We start from the raw sequence: 16,410 nt of genomic DNA on the forward strand, positions 1-16,410 counted from the left end.
TCGTTCCCTGGCGAATCCGCGGTCCCGCTGCCAGCACGATGTATCGCATGACTGGGATGACGACTGGGGCGAGCAAGTCCGACGTAGGCCTGCGAGGACGCACGCGCGAGCAAGGGGCCTTGGACCAGCTCCGAGCCCGGGTCCGGTCCGGTCTGAGCGCAACGGTAGTTCTGCGCGGCGAGGCCGGCATCGGGAAGACCGCGCTGCTGCGCTACATCGCGGACCGGGCTGCCACGGACTTCCGAGTGGCCGAGATTGCCGGGGTGGAATCCGAGATCGAGTTGCCGTACGCGGGCCTCCATCAGCTCTGCCATGGCATGGTCGACCAGCTCGAGTCGTTGCCAGCGCCGCAACAGGCCGCCTTGAGCGTCGCACTCGGCCTGGCTGACGGCCGTGCGCCCGATAGGTTTCTCATCGGCCTCGCCACGCTGAGCCTCTTGGCGCAGGTTGCAGAAACCCGACCCCTCATGTGTGTCGTCGACGACGCACAGTGGCTCGACGACGCATCGGCACAGGTCTTGAGCTTCGTGGCGCGCCGACTCGCGGTCGAGTCCGTGGCGATGGTGTTCGCCACGCGCGACCGGCGTGGTAGGCCCCCGCTTGCCGGTCTGCCCGAGCTACAGATCGGAGGTCTGTCCCAGCGGGACGCGCGCGCCCTACTTGCCGGGGTGGTGCCAGGTCGGCTCGACGAGCGTGTACGGGATCGAATCGTTGCGGAGACGGGAGGCAATCCGCTGGCCCTTTTGGAGCTACCGCGCGGCATGACCTCTGCCGAGCTGGCTGGCGGCTTCGGCCTGCCGAACATCGCCGAGATTCCCGCCCACCTCGAGGATCACTACTCGCGCCGGATGCAGAGGCTGCCGGCACCGACGCAGCAGCTGATGCTACTGGCCGCCGCGGACGCCATTGGCGAACCATTGACGGTGTGGCGCGCCGCGGAGGCTCTGGGCATCACGATGGAGGCTGCCTCTGCGGCGGCACGCGAGGAACTGCTCGAGATCGGGACGCGAGTGCGGTTCCACCACCCCCTCGTCCGATCGGCCGTATATCGGTCCGCGTCTGCCGCCGAGCGACGAGCTGCACACCGTGCGCTCGCCACGGCAACTGAGCGCGATCCGGACGCTGCTCGGTGCGCGTGGCATCGGGCACACGCCGCCGCGGGGCCCGACGAAGCGATCGCGTCCGAGCTTGAGCGGTGCGCCAGCCGTGCTGATGCACGCGGAGGCTCGGCGGCTGCAGCCGCACTGATCGACCGATCGGCGAACCTTACCCCCGACCCCGTAACACGCGTAGAGCGAAGACTGGCTGCGGCCCAGTTCAATCTCGAAGCGGGCGCGTTTGATGCCGCGCTGGGCCTTTTGGCGGAGGCCGAGGCCGAGGTCTCCAACGAATTTGCGCATGCTCGAGTCGAGTTGCTGCGCGGCCTTGTCGCCTCGGCGTCGAACGCCGGCAGCGACGCGCCGCTGCTCCTGCTGGCCGCGGCTCGGCGGCTCGAGCCTCTCGATATCCAGGTCGCGCGCCAGACGCTGCTTGACGCTTGGGGGGCCGCCTTGTTCGCCGGACATCTCGCGAGTCCCGGCGGTGACCTCATGGAAGTGTCCCGCGTCGCGAAGGCAACGCCACTCACACAAGATCCGGTGGGCCCGTTCGACCGGATGCTCGACGGCTTGGCAACGCTTATCACGGACAGTCGTGCCGCAGCGGCGCCGATTCTCCGGCAGGCCGTTGACACCCTACTTGCTGACGACGTCGCCGCCACGGACTGGCTTCACTGGGGTGTGCTCGCATCATCGGCGGCGGTCACGCTGTGGGACTTCGAATGCTGGAACGCGACCAGCGATCGTCAGATCGAGCTGGCCCGCAAGGTAGGCGCGCTCTCGATGCTGTCCGTCGCCTTGAACGGTCAGGCGATGATCGCCGCTTGGCGCGGCGACCTCGATGCGGCAACCGCATTTGTCGCAGAGGACGACGCGATCAAGCAGGCAACCGGTGCGCAAATCGCCCCGTATGGAGCAATGCTTCTCGCCGCTTATCAAGGGCGCGTCGCGGACGCGAGCGCACTCATCGCATCGACCATCGAGGACTCGACCCGCCGCGGCGAGGGACTGGGCGTGGACCTCGCTCGCTGGACTGGTGCGATTCTCAACAACAGCGTCGGCCGCTATGAGGAAGCCCTCGCCATGGCATCCCCGGCGAACGCGAACCTACCCGGAATCTACATCTCGACATGGATGCTGCCGGAACGAATCGAATCTGGCGTGAGATGCGGCCAGCTCGAAGCAGCCGCCGCCGCGCTGCACGAGTTCAGGGAGTCAGCGAACCCCGGTGAGAGCGAGTGGGGGCTCGGGGTCGAGGCGCGCTCGCGAGCGATGCTCGCTGAAGGCGAGGCCGCCGAAGCCCTCTACCGCGAAGCGATCGACCATCTCGCGCGAACGCCGATCCGCACCGAACTAGCACGCGCTCACCTCGTGTTTGGCGAGTGGCTGCGACGCGAGAACCGAAGGGTCGATGCTCGCGAGCAGCTGCGCACAGCCCATCTGATGTTCAGCCTGATGTCAGCCGACGGCTTCGCGGAACGGGCGCGGCGTGAGCTCGCCGCCACCGGCGAGCACGTGAGAAAACGCCGAGACAGACCGGCAGCGCTGACATCGCAAGAGGAGCACATCGCCCGATTGGCACGGGATGGTCGCGCCAACCCAGAGATAGCAGCCGAACTGTTCATCAGCACACGAACCGTCGAATGGCACCTGGGGAAAGTGTTCACAAAGCTCGGCATCACCTCGAGGAACAATCTCCGGGACGCGATGCCGGCGCCAGGCCGGGCCGCGGACACGGACACGGACACGGACACGGCAACGTAACCCTGCGACCACTCGGACGCCGCGACACGTCCCTCGCCGATGGACAAGGGCGGTCCTTCAGTACTGGCTCCTATGTCCGGTCGAAAGCCTGCGGAATCCGTTGCCCCAGACACCCCACCGGGTATAAAGAAGCGCTCCACCGGCGTTTGCCGCTGGTCGGCATACGTCTTGCTTCTCCCGAAGACCAGCGTCGCCGAGTCGTCGGCTGGAGTCACGTCTTGGCTGGCTCCGCGGCGTCCGGCGGCCATGGAGTCCGTCACGCGAAGGAAGGCTCACGTCCGCGACGCACTGCTGGGCGCTCGGACAGTTATGTGAGTCGCGGGCGGCAACACTGCCCGGCTCGGCCTTGACACTCCACCGCTGCGTGCTCTTGCATCGGTCGAGACGAGGTGGTCCCGACCGGCACCATGCCGCACTCGGCGCCGGCTGACAGGACCGCGTCGCACTGGGTTGGGACCGAACGGAACGAGGCGCAAGATGAGCGGCGACTTCGACGTTATCGTCATCGGCGGCGGCTCGCCGGGCGAGCACTGTGCCGGCGCGCTGGCCGAGGGCGGCCTCCGCGTCGCTGTCGTGGAGCCTGAGCTGGTCGGCGGGGAGTGCTCCTACTGGGCCTGCATTCCGTCCAGGACGCTCCTTCGCCCCGGTGAGGCGGTCCACGCAGCGCGTGACGCCGAGTCGACGGCGGCCGTCGACGTCGAGCGGGCCTTGGCCTGGCGCGACTTCATGGTCTCGGACCACACCGACGCGGGCCAGGAGCGCTGGCTGGCCGACAACGGCATCCAGCTGCTGCGGGGCACCGCAGCCCTGAAGGATCTACGCCAGAACATCGAAGCGCACCGCCGCTCCGGGGTTCCGCGAGCTCCGGCCGCCGGTCGAGGGACGCCATGACGGACGACTCGACCAACCAGGCACCCCCGCACGCGTCAGAGCTGCTCGGGCAGACCGTCGTCGTGATCGGCGGCAGCGCCGGCATCGGGCTCGCGACCGCGCAGCGAGCGCGCGCCGCGGGCGCCCAGGTCATCCTGACCGGACGCGACCCCCAGAAGCTGGCGTATGCCGCCGAGCAGGTGGGCGCCCAGTCGACCTCGGCCTTCGACGCCCACGACGACGCTGCACTCGACGCGTTCTTCGCCGGGCTCACGAGTCCCGTCGACCACGTGATGGTGACTGCGGGTCGACCGTACTACTCCCCTCTCGCCGACATGGACCTCGACGAGGTCCGCCAGGCGATGACCGCACATCCGGTGCTGATGCTCGGCGTCGCACGCAACGCGGTCGGCCGGGTCCGACCCGGCGGCACGCTGATCTTCATGGGCGGCACCGGTGGTCGGCGCCCGGGCATCGGTCTCAGCGTCATCGCGGCCGGCACCGTGGCGCTCCAGGCGCTGACCGCGAGCCTGGCTCTCGAGGTCGCCCCGATCCGGGTCAACCTCATCGCCGCCGGCTTCGTCGACACCCCCCTGTCGGCGTCGCTGCTCGGAGACCACCTGGACCAGCGGCGCGCCCAGCTGCGAGACACCCTGCCGATCGGACGTGTGGTCCAACCTGCCGACGTCGCCGCGCTCGCGGTCCACCTCATGGCCAACACCGCGCTGACCGGGGCGACCTACGACATCGATGGTGGCCAACAGCTGCTCTCCTGAGCCGACGACTCGTGACCTACCCGAACGAGGTGACCGACACGCCGACGTCGTCGTAGAGCCGCAGCGCGGCGAGCCTCCCGGTGTCCCCGCGTGCGAAGACGCCGAGCGCCGCCTGCGGCGCCAGCTCGACCGTTCCCCAGCCGACGAGGTTGCCTTCCAAGGCGCAGGTCTGCCCGTCGTCGACGACGGCGCACCCGTCCCACCCTATGCCGCCGCTGCGAGTGAGCAGCTGCGCGTGAAAGGCGCGAACGGCGTCTCGGCCATGGCCCTCGTCGCGGGGGCTCGACGGTTGGCGCACGAAGGCGTCAGGTTCGAACGTGTCGACGACGGCGGCAAGGTCGCCCCCGAGAGCGCCTGAAGGAACGACATGCCCGATGTACTCGACGGACACCTCTTCCCGGCTGAACCATGCCGTCATTCTCGGACGTAGGACTCGAATGCCCGGACGCCCCTGATCCGCCCCCGGACCGGGTCGTGCACCCCGGGCTCTCCCGCGAAGGAGTCCACCAGCGCGTCGAGCTCTCCAGCCATGAGCCCGGAGAAGAACGGCACCGCAACGAGCTCCTCGCGTCGTCGGCGCCCGCGAAGCCCGCTCGAGCGCCGGAACGCTGGACAGCTCAGGTGCCCACGGCATACGACCAGCGTCCCGCACAAGCTCCGGTGCTCTCGACTCGCGAGGACTCGGGAACTCGCCCAGACGACCGGGTTCGGGCTCGCTCACGACACCGCTGTTGCCTCAACCGACTCGGATCAGGTTCCGGGAATCCCCTTGGAGTCCTTGATGTTTTGTTGACGCACGATCTGAAACGGCGTTCAGGAGGTCGAGTGATGGAGTTCCTCGTGACCATGACCACGGTGGTCCCGACCGGCACCCCGGAGGACCAGGTCGCCCAAATGCGGGCCCGCGAGGCGGCGCGGGCTGCGCAGCTGGTCGATGAGGGTCATCTCCTGAGACTGTGGCGACCGCCACTTGAACCGGGGCAATGGCGTACCTATGGGCTGTTCGCCGCGCCCGATGGCGAGACGCTGGAGAAGGTACTCGCGTCTATGCCGTTGCGCGCCTGGCGGACCGATGTCGTGACCCGCGCTGCGGGAGCACGGCAACGATCCGGCAGGTCGCCCGGGGGCCAGGACGGCTGTTCCGGGTAGCGAGTTCTTCACCTGGTTCACCTTCGTTCTTCCGCCCGATGCGACGGCGGAAGAGATCTATTCCGCGAACGCGGCCGAGGCGCGTCGTAAGGCGGAACTGGCCGATGAGGGCCGGCTGCCAGGTTGTGGATGCTTCCCGGGGAGGGGCTTGCGCCGGGCTCTGGGCCGCTGCCTCCGCCGAAGCGCTGCAGGCGGATCTCGAATCGCTTCCCATGATTGCCTGGCTCGAGGTTGCGACGAGGCCGTTGTCAGTGCACCCGAGCGACCCGGCGCGCCCGTTCGGAGGCTAGGCCCCGGTCCGCACCTCATGTTCGTGCGCAACCTGAAGCAGACAAGGCGAGCTGGCTCGGCGACGTGCGAGCTCACTGGTCGTTTCCGCGGGACCGTCTCCTATGGATTGCCTTCACCTGATGGCCCCTTCCTCCAGAGGAAGCGCGCAGGGATGAGGTCCCGGTGGCTTCACACAGCGATTGCCAGGCAGGCTCTCTGGAGCCCACCGTTGCCGGGAAGGAACGAGGCCAGATGCACCTTCCCGGTAGATGGCTAGGCACGGATCACTGGGCAGCTTCCTCGATCACACGTGCCACCTCTGCGGAGTGAGACAGGGCCACGAGGTGTGAAGCACCGGCGATCTCGACGACACGTGCATCTGCCCTGAAGGCCATGAATCGCTCGGCAGCCGGTGGGATTGCGCGGTCACCCGTCGGAATCACCGCGTAGGCCGGGATCGACGCGGGCGCGCTCGAGGGCACCGTTTCCGTGAAAACACTGCCTGCGACGGGACGTTGGGACGCGGCCAAGGACGCGGCAAGGCGAGCCGGCAGGTCTTCCGCGAACACCGCCGGGAACGATTCCTGCTTCATGGCCACATCGACACCTCCCGGGTAAACGATCGTGGTTGTCGTGTTCGGACCGATCTGGCTACCCGGGAACTGCGCATTCAAGGCACCGAGAGTCTCACCGGCGCGCGGGATGAACGCCGCCACGTAGACCAGGGACGTGACTCCTGGGGCGTCCGCGAGCTGGCTGACCAGCGCGCCGCCATAGGAATGGCCGACAAGGACCTTCGGTCCCGGGAGGCCGTCAAGCACGCCACGCAGATACGCAGCATCCGAGGCGATGCCACGCAGCGGCACCGCCGGGACGACCACGGGATAGCCGTCGCGCTGCAGCCGGCTCGTTACTTCGGACCAGCTACCCCCGTCGGCGAAAGCACCATGCAGCAGGACGATCGTCGGCTTCGGAGCGTGCTGGGTCGACTGTCCGACCGCAGCCGACGCCAGGGTCAGGAGGAGAAGGAGACCAGCCAAGGCAGCAAGCAAAGGCCGGCGGATGGTGCGGGAAGAAGTCGTCATGTTTCTGCTCCTCTTCAAGGGGGACGACACGTCTGTGTCGAACCCCACGGTCTCCGAGTCAGCAACCGTTGGCACCCGTGATTTGCCCTGGCTTACGAACACCCGGGGGTCCCGGGCATGAGGCCCGTGGGTCTTACCGGTGCGAGCAGCGGCCAGCGGCGCGAACGTGGGATGCAACGCAGCGTCGGATCTGCAGTCGAGACGAGGAGATTCGCGATGAGTACTTCACCTGGACTCGGAACTCCGGCCCGAGCGGCTCCTGCGGCACGTCTCACGCCGCTGGTGGTGGTAGGGGTGGATGGAGCAAGCGAGCGCACTGACGCACTGGACTGGGCGGCCGCGCAGGCATCGGTTCAGGGGGCGGCACTTAGCATCGTGCACGCGTTCCACGTCCCCTCCATCTTCGATCCGTTCGTCCCGGTCGGCGTCGTTGATGGGCATACGATCGATGCCGCCTCGACAGTTGTGCGCGAAGCGGCGGCTCGCGTCCACGACATCGCGCCGGAGGTCGCGGTGAGCACACAGATCGTGCCAGGCTCCCTGGCGTCCGCTGTGTTGCAGAATGTGCCGCCGAGCGCACTCGTGGTTCTGGGACATCCAGGATCGGGGTCGGATGGCCGCACACTCGCCAAGCTGCTGCGCCACTCGCGCGGTCGGGTGGTCGTGGTGCAGCTTGTCGGTGATGGGCATCGAGGACCGTCAGCAGGGCGGGTCGTGGTGGTCTACGACGGAGCGCGCGCGTCCGAGACTGCCATGGATGCGGCGTTCGGCGAGGCGCGGCAACGGAGCGTAGACCTGACCGCACTGCTTCTCAGTGCGGAGGCACGTTACAGGCTGGCCCAGTGGCAGCGGCGGTATCCGGACGTCGTCGTGCACCCGATCGCTGTGACCGGGCCGCTCGAAGGCGAACTAGCCACCGCTTCGGAGGCCGCCGCTCTGGTCGTGCTCCCACAGCGGCGGCGTCGACGCGGACCGTTCCGGCGCAGGCTCCGACCATGGGCTCAAGCATTCGTCCGATCGGCCACAAGTCCGGTCCTGCTCGTACCGGACCGGCATCAACAACCCATTCGGGCCGACGGCCCGGATAGCCCTGACCCCCTGACCCGCTGACCCGCTGACCCCTGACCCCCTGACCCCCTGACAGGAGAACTCTCTCTCACCAGCAACAGGAGATGCGATGCGATCCGACATCAGGCCCGGCGCCACATTCCCGGACTACGAACTGCCCGACGAGACGAGCACCATGCGAAGACTGAGCGACATCCAGGGTGAGGACGCCATGATCCTCACGCTTGCCCGGGGCCACTACTGCCCCATGGAGCACCAGCAGCACCTCGAGCTCGCGGCGTTTTACCCGAAGATCGCCGTGGCTTACACCCAGATCGCGACGATCTCGACCGACGAGCACCGCACCAGTCAGGAGTTCCGTGCCTCCGTCGGAGCGCAATGGCCGTTCTTGGAGGATCCGGGTCGGATCGTCCAACAGAATCTCGACATCGTGGAGTACACCGACCCCGAGCACAACCCGATGATCCCGCACACGTTTGTCCTGAAGCCGGGGATGGTGGTCCTCAAGGTTTACAGCGGTTACTGGTTCTGGGGCCGACCTTCGGTGATGGAGGGGCAGGATCTGCGCGAGGCCAGTGCGGAGTCGCGCCCCGACTCGGATCTGGCCAAGCCAGGCCTACGGGGTGCCTGGGATGCCGTCGAGCTGTCGTCCTTCCATGGGTGGAGCAAGTGACACCCGAGCGGATCGAGGAGGAGTGGGCGGGCATCGCCGCGGATCGCGAGACGAAAGGCGTCGACAGGCAGGCATGACGCGCCTAGAGACGCGCGACTCCCTCGGGTGCCCGAGGCGCTCGCACCTGGTCAGGATGGCCCCGTTTCGTCCTCGTCGACCTCTTCCGAGGCCATCTCGAGATCGGCGCGTGAATCAGCCCGTTCCGCCTGGGGCGAGTCCGGCCGGTCCGCGAAAGCAGCGATGCGATCGCGGGCCGCGTGCTCGACCAGGACCGGAACGTAGTCACGAACCGGACCCTCGAGCCCTTCGTGTGCAACCCTGACCGCGGCCTCAATCACCTCGAGGGCGACGCCGGGAAATCGCTCGCTCAGCCGAGCGACGACCTCCTCCATCGCCCTCGACTCATGCGGATTCGCCGACTCCCCCAGACGACCGGGATCGGGCTCGCATGACACAACTGTTGCGGCAACCTGATCGCTCGCTCGCACAAGCCCGACCGCGCCGACAGCGGGGGATCTCGCTCGCGCCCGCTGCGGACGGCGTCTTGACACACACAAGGGAGCCAGAAGCGGATGTTGGGATCGCGTCATCCGGTGAACGCCCACGCCACCATCAGCGGGAACTCCTGCTGTGCGAACGCGTCGCCGTGCTGGCCGGTTCGCTCTATCATGACGACGTCACCGCCCGCGTCGCGCAGGGCCGTTGCCCAGCGTGTCGTGTTGTCGAGAAAGAACGGCTCCTGCGTTCCGGCAACCAGGTAGGCACGAGGAAGCGGCACGGGCATCTGCTCAGGCGGGCGGTAACCCGCGCCCACCGACGAGCAGAACACGGCGCCGAAGACCTCACGATGTCGCAAGCCCAGCGCGAGCGCCAGCTCTCCACCCGCCGAGACGCCGAGCGCCGCCGTGCGCGCGACAGGCAGCTTGAGGCCAAACCTCGCCCGGACCCAACCTCGGACGTCGTCCAGGACGAACCTCTCGTGGGCACCGAACCGTTCCGGGTCGAAACCTGGCGAGTACTCGTAGAGCCGCAGCTGCTCATCGCTCGAGCTGTGCACTCCGACGACCATCGTGGACGGCAGGTCGAGCGTCTCCAGGGCCGCGCCCCAGCGCGAGGTGGCCCGACCGTCACCGGCGAACACGATCGCCTCGGGCTGATGCGGCGGGACATACACCGTCACGTCACGTCCATCGTCGTACGCGAAATGCTCGGTGACGAACTCGCCCACAGGTGAGCTGCCCCCGTCATGACCATCCACGCCCTCACCACCCCGATCCGCCAGCCTCGGCCTCCCGAATCGTCGCATCGCTCACGCTCGAACGCCCAAGAAGGTGTTCTTGGCGTGGTCGATGTCCTCCGGCGTGGCTCCGATGCTGATGAGGATGCGCTCCTATCGGTCGTGCCGTCGGGTGTCTAGGAGTGCGGCTCCTTCGGCGACGCTCGTCGCGCTCGCGGCGGTGTCGCGTTCGTCGATGCGGGTGGCGGTGGCGGAGTGTCGGCGCGGGGCGTGGCGAGCACGCCTTGGAGGACATCGACCGGGTCAAGCGGCTCGATCTGGTCGTGGGCGGTGGCAAGGTCAGGGTCGCAGGCGGTGTCGATGTGGGGCTGATTCCACTCGCGCCCCGGGTGGCCATCACATAGTGCGGTTCGCGGCAGTGGTGCAGCTGATGGAGGCGTGGGGTGTCGACGATGCGTCCCTGGGCGCGGTGTGGGTGGTGGCGTAGCCGAGCTCAACATGATCGTGTACGTATGCCGCGGGCAATGTCACGGTATTCCCGCCGCTGTGTCGCCGGACCCGCGGGGACCCATCGCGGTGGGCTCGGGTCACGTTGCGACTCCGCTGGATCGACGCCACATGCTGGCATTGAGGGCGGGGACACCAGTTGCACCGATCGGTCGTCGCTCATGATGCGCACCTCGCTGTTCGCCGGCGCCGTCATCGTGTTCGCCCAGTGGACCGTGGACGGCCTCGTCGTCTTCGTCGGGGTGGTCCTGATTGTCCGCGGGATCTTCACGATGTTCAGCATCCCGGTCGACAGGTCGCGACGATCTTTGGGTGACTGATCACCACGACGTGGGAGGCACCCGACACTCGACGACCTTGCGTGCGTTCGCGCGGCTGTACATGAAGCGTTCGCACGCGGGCGCAATTGCAGCATTTCCGCCGGCTAAGGGAGCATCTCATCCCGCACCCGCGGGCATCGATCAAACAGCCGCTATTCGACAGGCCGGATCGCGGCCATGAGCGGACGTTGAATCGACACCGCGACCACGCGTTCCCCTTTGCAAGGGCTCACTGTTTGTGTCGCTCGCCAGGTGGGACCGTGGGTCAGCTGCGTCGCCCGCCCGACCGGAGGGCGGCACCCGCGCTCGGCGGGGAGCTTCACCACATGGCGGGGTGGGCTTGACGAGTCGTTCGTGGTGCCCGTTCCGCCGTCACGGTGCACCGATCACTTCTGCGGCTCGGGTACCTGCGCGGCAGGGATGCAGCTCGTGGTGGAGTCGTCGACGAGGTTCGCTCGGACGGTGAGCCCGGCGACCTGGCCCCCCGCGCCAGGTCGCGGGAAGACCCACAGGTTCAGGGTCGTGCCCGACGGCAGAGCCGAGGGCTGGATCACCATGACCGCCTCGTCCGAGCCGGACACGATCTTGCCGGTCACGCCGTGGGGAACTGGGATCCGAGAGCTGGTCGTGTCGTAGTACACGCACGCATCGGATCCGAACTCGACATGAGCTGACAGCCCGTGAGCGAGCAGGGATGCCTGAAGACCGGCGGCATCGGACATCTCGCGGACGGTGATGGTGATGACACCGTCCTCAGCCTTATCGACGGCCCAGGCGGACGGCGTACCGAACGGACCGGACGCGGGCAGGAACACGGGAGCCACGAGCGCCAACGCCAGAGCGGTCACGCCCACCACGCCGGTCGCAGCGAGCCGGCGACGGCGCCGCAGCTGGCGACCGCGGGCCACGACGGCCTCGACCGGGGTCCGCATCACCGGGTTCGCGACACTCTCGATCTTCGCGAGCAGCAGGTCATCGTTCATCGGGGCACATCCTGGGAGTCGACAGGGGTAAGGGACTGGCGCATCGCGGTCACACCGCGGTGCAGATGCGCGGTCACGGTGCCGGGTGTGATCCCCAGTACACGTGCGGTCTCGGCCGTGTCGAGATCCAGGAAGATCCGGCACGCGATCACCTCGCGCTGGCGCCGCGGGAGGGCTTGCCAGGCTGCCGCCACCTCGGCGTCTGCGTCGGCGACCTCCGGAGCCGGTGAGTGCCGCGGCGGAGTCTCGTGCGGGATCTCGCGGCGACGCTTGCGCCACTGCGAGACCCGCTCGTTGAGTGCGGTTCGCACGACCCACGCCGCAGGATTCGGGTGCCGGCTGACCTTCGCCCAGTGCAGCCAGGCGCGAGCGAACGCCTCGGCCACCAGGTCCTCCGCCAGAGCCCGATCCGCGCACGAAGCCGTGACTACCCGCAGGCACGGGTCCCGGTCCCGCGCGTAGAACGACTCGAAGGTCAAGGTGCTCACGTAGGTAACACGCTTTCAGCGACTGGCTCACTTACCTGTCCCCAGTCTGACCTTCCGCCGCCGGCGCATAAGGCCCATTTGAGGAGCCACCGACATCGGTAACATCGACCAGGCGACCAGCGGCCAATGAGGACGCACCGACACCCCGCGGCCATTGATCGCCTAACGTCCGAGCCATGAGACTTCGCGAACCGCACTGGCTAGCGCGGCAGCTTCGGGACGCCCTGTCACAGGTGCAGCATTACCCTGAAGGCGCGGCGCCCTCCTGATGGCGGACGCCGCGCTCGCATTGCTTCGCCGCCGTCAGCGAGTCACCGTCTTCGCGGCCCTCTCGATGATGCGGGTGACCGTGCCGGGGTCGGTCATGAGCCCAAGATGACCGGCGGAGTAATCGCTGATGGTCGCGCCTGCGTTCAGGGCCATTGCGCGCTGCGCGCTCGGGGGGATGATCTTGTCCTGCAGGCCGATGAGATACCACGACGGGATCGTGCGCCATGCGGGTTCACCCGAGACCTCGCCGAGACCGCCCAGCGCTGCGGGTCGTTGGGTCGCCCAGGCCATGAGCTTGTCCGCCGAGCTCAGACCTGGGGCGAATGAGTCGAACACGATCGACTTCTTCAGGTATAGGTCGGTGTTGGGCCCCGGCGGGAGCGTGGCAGGAACGAAGTCGAAGACTGTCGTCGGATCCGCAGACAACGCCGAGTCCGGCCCCAGCAGCTGGGCCGGGGACTGCCCGGCGTCCGGGGCGAACGCGTTGACGTAGACCAGCGCTTTGACATTTGCGGCACCCGTCGCGGCGTTGGTGATCACAGCGCCACCGTACGAGTGTCCGACCAGGACGACGGGACCCGACAGTGTGTCGATGAAAGCCCGGACCGAGGCTGCGTCGCCGGAGAGCGAACGCAGTTCGTTGGGGATCGCCCGGACGGTGTAGCCGTCGGCCTGGAGGCGGGACGCGACACCGCTCCAGCTCGAAGCGTCTGCCCAGGCGCCATGCACGAGCACAACAGTGGGCTTCGGCGGCTGCCCCGCACCGACCGTCGCGGCGGTGGGGCTGGCCGCAGCCGTCGTCAAGGCCACGCCCGTGACCAGGACTGCCAGTACGGTCGCTGTCGCCCAGCGGCGCCGTCTCCCCGGATGCTGCACGGCATCCGCGTTGTCTGTGTTCATGTCGCTTCCTCCAGTTCTCCGTTGAATCGACCCGATGGGCTGCCGCGACCGTTTCATCGCATCGGCAGTTTCGGGTTCTGGACGAGCCGACCCTCAGGAGATCGACTCACCTAACCGACCGGGCGGAGTAGGTCTGCGTGACACCCCTACGGATCGGGGGCCCATCCCTCCGGGATTCCGGACATGTCAGTCGCGACGGATCTCGGTATCGGACCCATCCACCGGCCAGGCATGCGCCGCGTCGTTGACCGTAGGGTTCAGCGCCCAATCCAGGGCAAAGTCTGCGATCGTCTTCCAGTGGGGCACTGCCGGCAGCAGGTGCGGTCCGTCGAATTCGATGATCTCGGTGATGGTGTTCGACTTGTAATGATTCACGTTCGAATGCCCGACCCTCGGCGGGAAGAGCGGATCCTGCCGTCCGGAGATGAGCAGCAGGGGGGCCCGGGCATCGTTGTGGTAGTTGACGTATGTGTCATCGTGGCCAGGGTGGATGTTCGCGAGGGCGCTGCCCCAGAAGATCGCACCCGATGCCGGGATGTGGTACCGATCGTATAGCGCGAGCGATTCCGCCTGGGTCATCGTGTTCGCGAAGATCTCGAACCACTGCTTGGGCGTGAGGCCGACCGCCTTGTGCCGGTTCGCGGGGTTCTTCAGAACGGGGAAAGACGACTTGATCTCTGAGAACGGGATCACCTTCACGCCCTCCGTCGGAGCTGAGTTGATTCCAACGCCGGCAGCGCCGCACCCGTGATCGAGGAGGATCTGGGTGAAGGCGCCCCCGGCAGAGTGGCCCATGATGATCGGCGGCTTGTCGAGACCTCCGATCAGTTCCTCCAGGCTCCCGATGATCCGCGGAACACTGAGCTGCTCGATCGGTGTCGGATTTGCGCGTAGAGCCTCGACCTCGACCTCAAGGCCGGGGTATGCCGGGGTGAGCACGTGGAAACCCCGGGTTTCATAGTGCGCCTTCCAGTTCTCCCAGCTGCGCGGGGTGACCCAGAACCCGTGGATCAGCACGATCGTGTCGGGAGCGGAATGCGATGCTGCACCGTTCATGGTTGCTCTCCTTGTCCTGCGTGGCGGGGGGTGCGGCGGGGTCGCCGCGCGGATTGGATCGCGCTGGGGTGACGTCCACCTCTCGGTGAGGGGGTCGACAGCACGGTCGCCTGCTTCTATCCATTCGTAATTGGTCGTCGAGGTGAGAGTGGCGCCCTCGACCGGGAAGGAGCGCCCGCTCCCCGGGGTCGATGCCGAAGTTACGGGCGAGCGGGTCGATGACGAGACCCTCGTGTCGGAGCGTGCCCTCAGGTTTCGGTGCACGAGATCGTCGAGCCGGAGTCGCTCGGGTCCTGCGAATTCGACCATGGTGTTGCGCGCTTCGTCCTCGGCGACTTCGTCGGCGAAGATCGGCTGGATGAGGGGCCGTCGCCAGCCGCACGACGTCCCGATCGGTTCCGGCATCCGCGATCAGTGGGATGAACTCGTAGAACTGCGTGGCATGCACGATCGTGGACGGCCGATCGGATGCGCAAACGAGAGGCTCCTGCGCTGCCTTTGCGGCGAAGTATCGGCCTTCTGAGCGCGCGAGCCGCTCGGTGCCCACACCGGACAGCGCGACATGATGAGCGACTCCGGCCGCCGCCCTGTAGGCGATCGGATTGAGGGTCGAGCCGTAGAAGAACTCGTTCACGGCGGCCTCAACGAGGTCGCCGGAATCGGACACGTCCACCAGCGTCTCGACACCGGTCGCACGGAGCGCGACGACCACGCCGTGTCCGGAGGCTTCGAGCCGCGGACAGACGGGATCCGATGAGCCCTGTGCCGCCGATCACCGCGACGCGCATGATCGCCTACTTCGCCGCCATCGATCGGCCCGCGAGCCACTTCTGGCCGGCGACCCACTGGTCGAATGTCAAGGTCGACAGGCGTGCGTCCGGTCCGGGCGTCAGCTCGTTTCCCCGCAGGAGCGTCCCGAAGTATGACGCCGAGGGGTCACCGACGACGACCCTGTGGTCCCCCCGGGCGGCATAGGCCCGGCGCACGAACTCGTCTTGGGTGATCTGCTCCGGACCGCCGGTCTCGATGATGCCGCCGACAGGGTCGCTCCACGCTGCTCTCGCGACCGCGAGGGACACATCTGCGGCGGCTGTCGGCTGCATCAGCCCGGTGCTCACACGGGCGACGCCATCTGCCGTGACCTCGTCGCCGATGCGGGTCGCGAATTCGTAGAACTGGGTCGCACGGACGATGGTGAACGGCTGGCCCGAGTCACGGATGACCCGCTCCTGGGCGACCTTCGCGCGCAGGTATCCCGCGTTCGGCAGACGGTCGGCTCCGACGATCGAGAGTGCGACGTGGTGCCGGACGCCGGCGGCATTCTCGGCGTCGAGCTGGTTGCGGGTCGACGTGGTGAAGAACGCCATCACGTCGTCGTCGGCGAAGGACGGCGAGTTCGAGACGTCGACCACGACGTCGGCCCCCTCGAATGCGCCGGGAAGCCCCTCGCCTGTGATGGTGTTCACGCCCGAGTTCGGCGAGGCGGCGAAGGCGAAATGCCCATGCCCGTTCATGAGCTCGACGACCCTCGATCCGATGAGGCCGGTGCCCCCGATGACGACGATGTTCATGTTTGTTCCTTCCCTTGCGGCGACTTGGCTTCGCGTCACAAGCACCGACCGCATAGCCGTCGCGTTCGTGACGCTCGTCGTCACATCTGCATGCACGGAATGCGGTGCGCACAGCACATGCAGTGGTCCGGAGTTGGAACACAACGGGGGCTGGTTCAGGGACTGCCGGTTGTCCCGGTGCCTCGCGAGGGCTGCCGCTCGCGCCCCCGATCAGCCACCCCGCTGACCAGCCGATCCCGGTCCGCAAGGCGCCGTCCAAGCAGACTGGCGGGAACCTATTCACCCTGAACGTGCGGGTCTGTCACAGCATGATCCGATGCCCGGTC

18 protein-coding genes are annotated in these 16,410 nt (G+C 67.4%); 8 read left to right on the top strand and 10 right to left on the bottom strand.

The genetic code is table 11. The features are described from left to right. Positions 1-47: 47 nt before the first annotated feature. The 3 genes from ACWEOW_RS01150 to ACWEOW_RS01160 all read left to right on the top strand — a co-directional run bounded on the left by ACWEOW_RS01150 (position 48) and on the right by ACWEOW_RS01160 (position 4,507). Complete coding sequence (locus ACWEOW_RS01150; protein ID WP_452267305.1) at positions 48-2,861, top strand: helix-turn-helix transcriptional regulator; 2,814 nt, start codon at positions 48-50, stop codon at positions 2,859-2,861. Between the two features lie 477 nt (positions 2,862-3,338). Then, entirely contained in the window at positions 3,339-3,752 is a 414-nt protein-coding gene (locus tag ACWEOW_RS01155) for an FAD-dependent oxidoreductase (protein WP_452267306.1), read from the top strand. Beyond that, on the top strand, positions 3,749-4,507 hold the full coding sequence (locus tag ACWEOW_RS01160) for an SDR family oxidoreductase (protein ID WP_452267307.1): 759 nt from the start codon (positions 3,749-3,751) through the stop codon (positions 4,505-4,507). Before ACWEOW_RS01155 ends, ACWEOW_RS01160 begins: the two co-directional genes overlap by 4 nt. 16 nt (positions 4,508-4,523) lie before the next feature. Here ACWEOW_RS01160 and ACWEOW_RS01165 read toward each other — a convergent pair whose 3' ends face one another. Both ACWEOW_RS01165 and ACWEOW_RS01170 read right to left on the bottom strand, forming a co-directional pair. Next, a complete protein-coding gene (locus ACWEOW_RS01165; protein WP_452267308.1) occupies positions 4,524-4,925 on the bottom strand; it encodes a nuclear transport factor 2 family protein in 402 nt (133 codons plus the stop codon). Further along, on the bottom strand, positions 4,922-5,059 hold the full coding sequence (locus tag ACWEOW_RS01170; protein WP_452267309.1) for a hypothetical protein: 138 nt from the start codon (positions 5,057-5,059) through the stop codon (positions 4,922-4,924). The genes ACWEOW_RS01165 and ACWEOW_RS01170 overlap by 4 nt, the downstream gene beginning before the upstream one ends. Before the next feature lie 276 nt (positions 5,060-5,335). On the opposite strand from ACWEOW_RS01170, the gene ACWEOW_RS01175 reads away from it, so the two are divergent. Together ACWEOW_RS01175 and ACWEOW_RS01180 are read left to right on the top strand one after the other, a co-directional pair. Next, the gene (locus ACWEOW_RS01175; protein WP_452267310.1) at positions 5,336-5,656 is read left to right on the top strand and encodes a muconolactone Delta-isomerase family protein; all 321 of its coding nucleotides are present in this window, start codon (positions 5,336-5,338) and stop codon (positions 5,654-5,656) included. 104 nt (positions 5,657-5,760) lie between these two features. After that, complete coding sequence (locus ACWEOW_RS01180) at positions 5,761-5,946, top strand: muconolactone Delta-isomerase family protein (protein WP_452267311.1); 186 nt, start codon at positions 5,761-5,763, stop codon at positions 5,944-5,946. Positions 5,947-6,210: 264 nt separating this feature from the next. On the opposite strand, the gene ACWEOW_RS01185 is transcribed toward ACWEOW_RS01180, so the two are convergent. After that, positions 6,211-7,059 carry an alpha/beta fold hydrolase gene (locus ACWEOW_RS01185; protein WP_452267312.1) on the bottom strand — a complete coding sequence of 283 codons (849 nt, stop codon included), beginning with the start codon at positions 7,057-7,059 and terminating at the stop codon, positions 6,211-6,213. A 246-nt stretch (positions 7,060-7,305) separates the two neighbouring features. Between ACWEOW_RS01185 and ACWEOW_RS01190 the strand changes: the two genes are divergently transcribed. Beyond that, a complete protein-coding gene (locus ACWEOW_RS01190; protein WP_452267313.1) occupies positions 7,306-8,121 on the top strand; it encodes a hypothetical protein in 816 nt (271 codons plus the stop codon). A gap of 67 nt (positions 8,122-8,188) precedes the next feature. Then, on the top strand, positions 8,189-8,752 hold the full coding sequence (locus tag ACWEOW_RS01195) for a peroxiredoxin family protein (protein ID WP_452267314.1): 564 nt from the start codon (positions 8,189-8,191) through the stop codon (positions 8,750-8,752). Positions 8,753-8,880: 128 nt separating this feature from the next. On the opposite strand, the gene ACWEOW_RS01200 is transcribed toward ACWEOW_RS01195, so the two are convergent. Together ACWEOW_RS01200 and ACWEOW_RS01205 are read right to left on the bottom strand one after the other, a co-directional pair. Then, positions 8,881-9,144: a three-helix bundle dimerization domain-containing protein gene (locus tag ACWEOW_RS01200; protein ID WP_452267315.1), complete on the bottom strand. Its 264-nt coding sequence runs from the start codon at positions 9,142-9,144 to the stop codon at positions 8,881-8,883. Positions 9,145-9,338: 194 nt separating this feature from the next. Next, positions 9,339-10,010: an alpha/beta hydrolase gene (locus tag ACWEOW_RS01205; RefSeq protein ID WP_452267316.1), complete on the bottom strand. Its 672-nt coding sequence runs from the start codon at positions 10,008-10,010 to the stop codon at positions 9,339-9,341. Positions 10,011-10,657: 647 nt separating this feature from the next. Here ACWEOW_RS01205 and ACWEOW_RS01210 point away from each other — a divergent pair. Further along, positions 10,658-10,816 carry a hypothetical protein gene (locus ACWEOW_RS01210; RefSeq protein WP_452267317.1) on the top strand — a complete coding sequence of 53 codons (159 nt, stop codon included), beginning with the start codon at positions 10,658-10,660 and terminating at the stop codon, positions 10,814-10,816. A gap of 386 nt (positions 10,817-11,202) precedes the next feature. Here ACWEOW_RS01210 and ACWEOW_RS01215 read toward each other — a convergent pair whose 3' ends face one another. From ACWEOW_RS01215 to ACWEOW_RS01235, 5 genes are all read right to left on the bottom strand, one after another. Beyond that, complete coding sequence (locus ACWEOW_RS01215) at positions 11,203-11,799, bottom strand: hypothetical protein (RefSeq protein WP_452267318.1); 597 nt, start codon at positions 11,797-11,799, stop codon at positions 11,203-11,205. Continuing rightward, positions 11,796-12,287 (bottom strand): sigma-70 family RNA polymerase sigma factor, encoded by a 492-nt coding sequence (locus tag ACWEOW_RS01220; RefSeq protein WP_452267319.1) that lies wholly within the window; start codon positions 12,285-12,287, stop codon positions 11,796-11,798. Before ACWEOW_RS01220 ends, ACWEOW_RS01215 begins: the two co-directional genes overlap by 4 nt. 303 nt (positions 12,288-12,590) lie before the next feature. Further along, entirely contained in the window at positions 12,591-13,457 is an 867-nt protein-coding gene (locus ACWEOW_RS01225; protein WP_452267320.1) for an alpha/beta fold hydrolase, read from the bottom strand. A gap of 186 nt (positions 13,458-13,643) precedes the next feature. After that, the gene (locus ACWEOW_RS01230) at positions 13,644-14,513 is read right to left on the bottom strand and encodes an alpha/beta fold hydrolase (RefSeq protein WP_452267321.1); all 870 of its coding nucleotides are present in this window, start codon (positions 14,511-14,513) and stop codon (positions 13,644-13,646) included. Between the two features lie 794 nt (positions 14,514-15,307). Continuing rightward, positions 15,308-16,084, bottom strand: coding sequence for an SDR family oxidoreductase (locus ACWEOW_RS01235; protein WP_452267322.1), 777 nt, complete (start codon positions 16,082-16,084; stop codon positions 15,308-15,310). Between the last annotated feature and the right edge of the window lie 326 nt (positions 16,085-16,410).

It is taken from the genome of Monashia sp. NPDC004114 (genome assembly GCF_053603855.1).

Excerpts from the sequence above, each read along its gene's own strand:
- ACWEOW_RS01150 (WP_452267305.1), top strand. The coding sequence starts at position 48 with ATGACTGGGATGACGACTGGGGCGAGCAAGTCCGACGTAGGCCTGCGA.
- ACWEOW_RS01155 (WP_452267306.1), top strand. The coding sequence starts at position 3,339 with ATGAGCGGCGACTTCGACGTTATCGTCATCGGCGGCGGCTCGCCGGGC.
- ACWEOW_RS01160 (WP_452267307.1), top strand. The coding sequence starts at position 3,749 with ATGACGGACGACTCGACCAACCAGGCACCCCCGCACGCGTCAGAGCTG.
- ACWEOW_RS01165 (WP_452267308.1), bottom strand. The coding sequence starts at position 4,925 with ATGACGGCATGGTTCAGCCGGGAAGAGGTGTCCGTCGAGTACATCGGG.
- ACWEOW_RS01175 (WP_452267310.1), top strand. The coding sequence starts at position 5,336 with ATGGAGTTCCTCGTGACCATGACCACGGTGGTCCCGACCGGCACCCCG.
- ACWEOW_RS01180 (WP_452267311.1), top strand. The coding sequence starts at position 5,761 with ATGAGGGCCGGCTGCCAGGTTGTGGATGCTTCCCGGGGAGGGGCTTGC.
- ACWEOW_RS01195 (WP_452267314.1), top strand. The coding sequence starts at position 8,189 with ATGCGATCCGACATCAGGCCCGGCGCCACATTCCCGGACTACGAACTG.
- ACWEOW_RS01200 (WP_452267315.1), bottom strand. The coding sequence starts at position 9,144 with ATGGAGGAGGTCGTCGCTCGGCTGAGCGAGCGATTTCCCGGCGTCGCC.
- ACWEOW_RS01210 (WP_452267317.1), top strand. The coding sequence starts at position 10,658 with ATGATGCGCACCTCGCTGTTCGCCGGCGCCGTCATCGTGTTCGCCCAG.
- ACWEOW_RS01215 (WP_452267318.1), bottom strand. The coding sequence starts at position 11,799 with ATGAACGATGACCTGCTGCTCGCGAAGATCGAGAGTGTCGCGAACCCG.
- ACWEOW_RS01225 (WP_452267320.1), bottom strand. The coding sequence starts at position 13,457 with ATGAACACAGACAACGCGGATGCCGTGCAGCATCCGGGGAGACGGCGC.
- ACWEOW_RS01230 (WP_452267321.1), bottom strand. The coding sequence starts at position 14,513 with ATGAACGGTGCAGCATCGCATTCCGCTCCCGACACGATCGTGCTGATC.
- ACWEOW_RS01235 (WP_452267322.1), bottom strand. The coding sequence starts at position 16,084 with ATGAACATCGTCGTCATCGGGGGCACCGGCCTCATCGGATCGAGGGTC.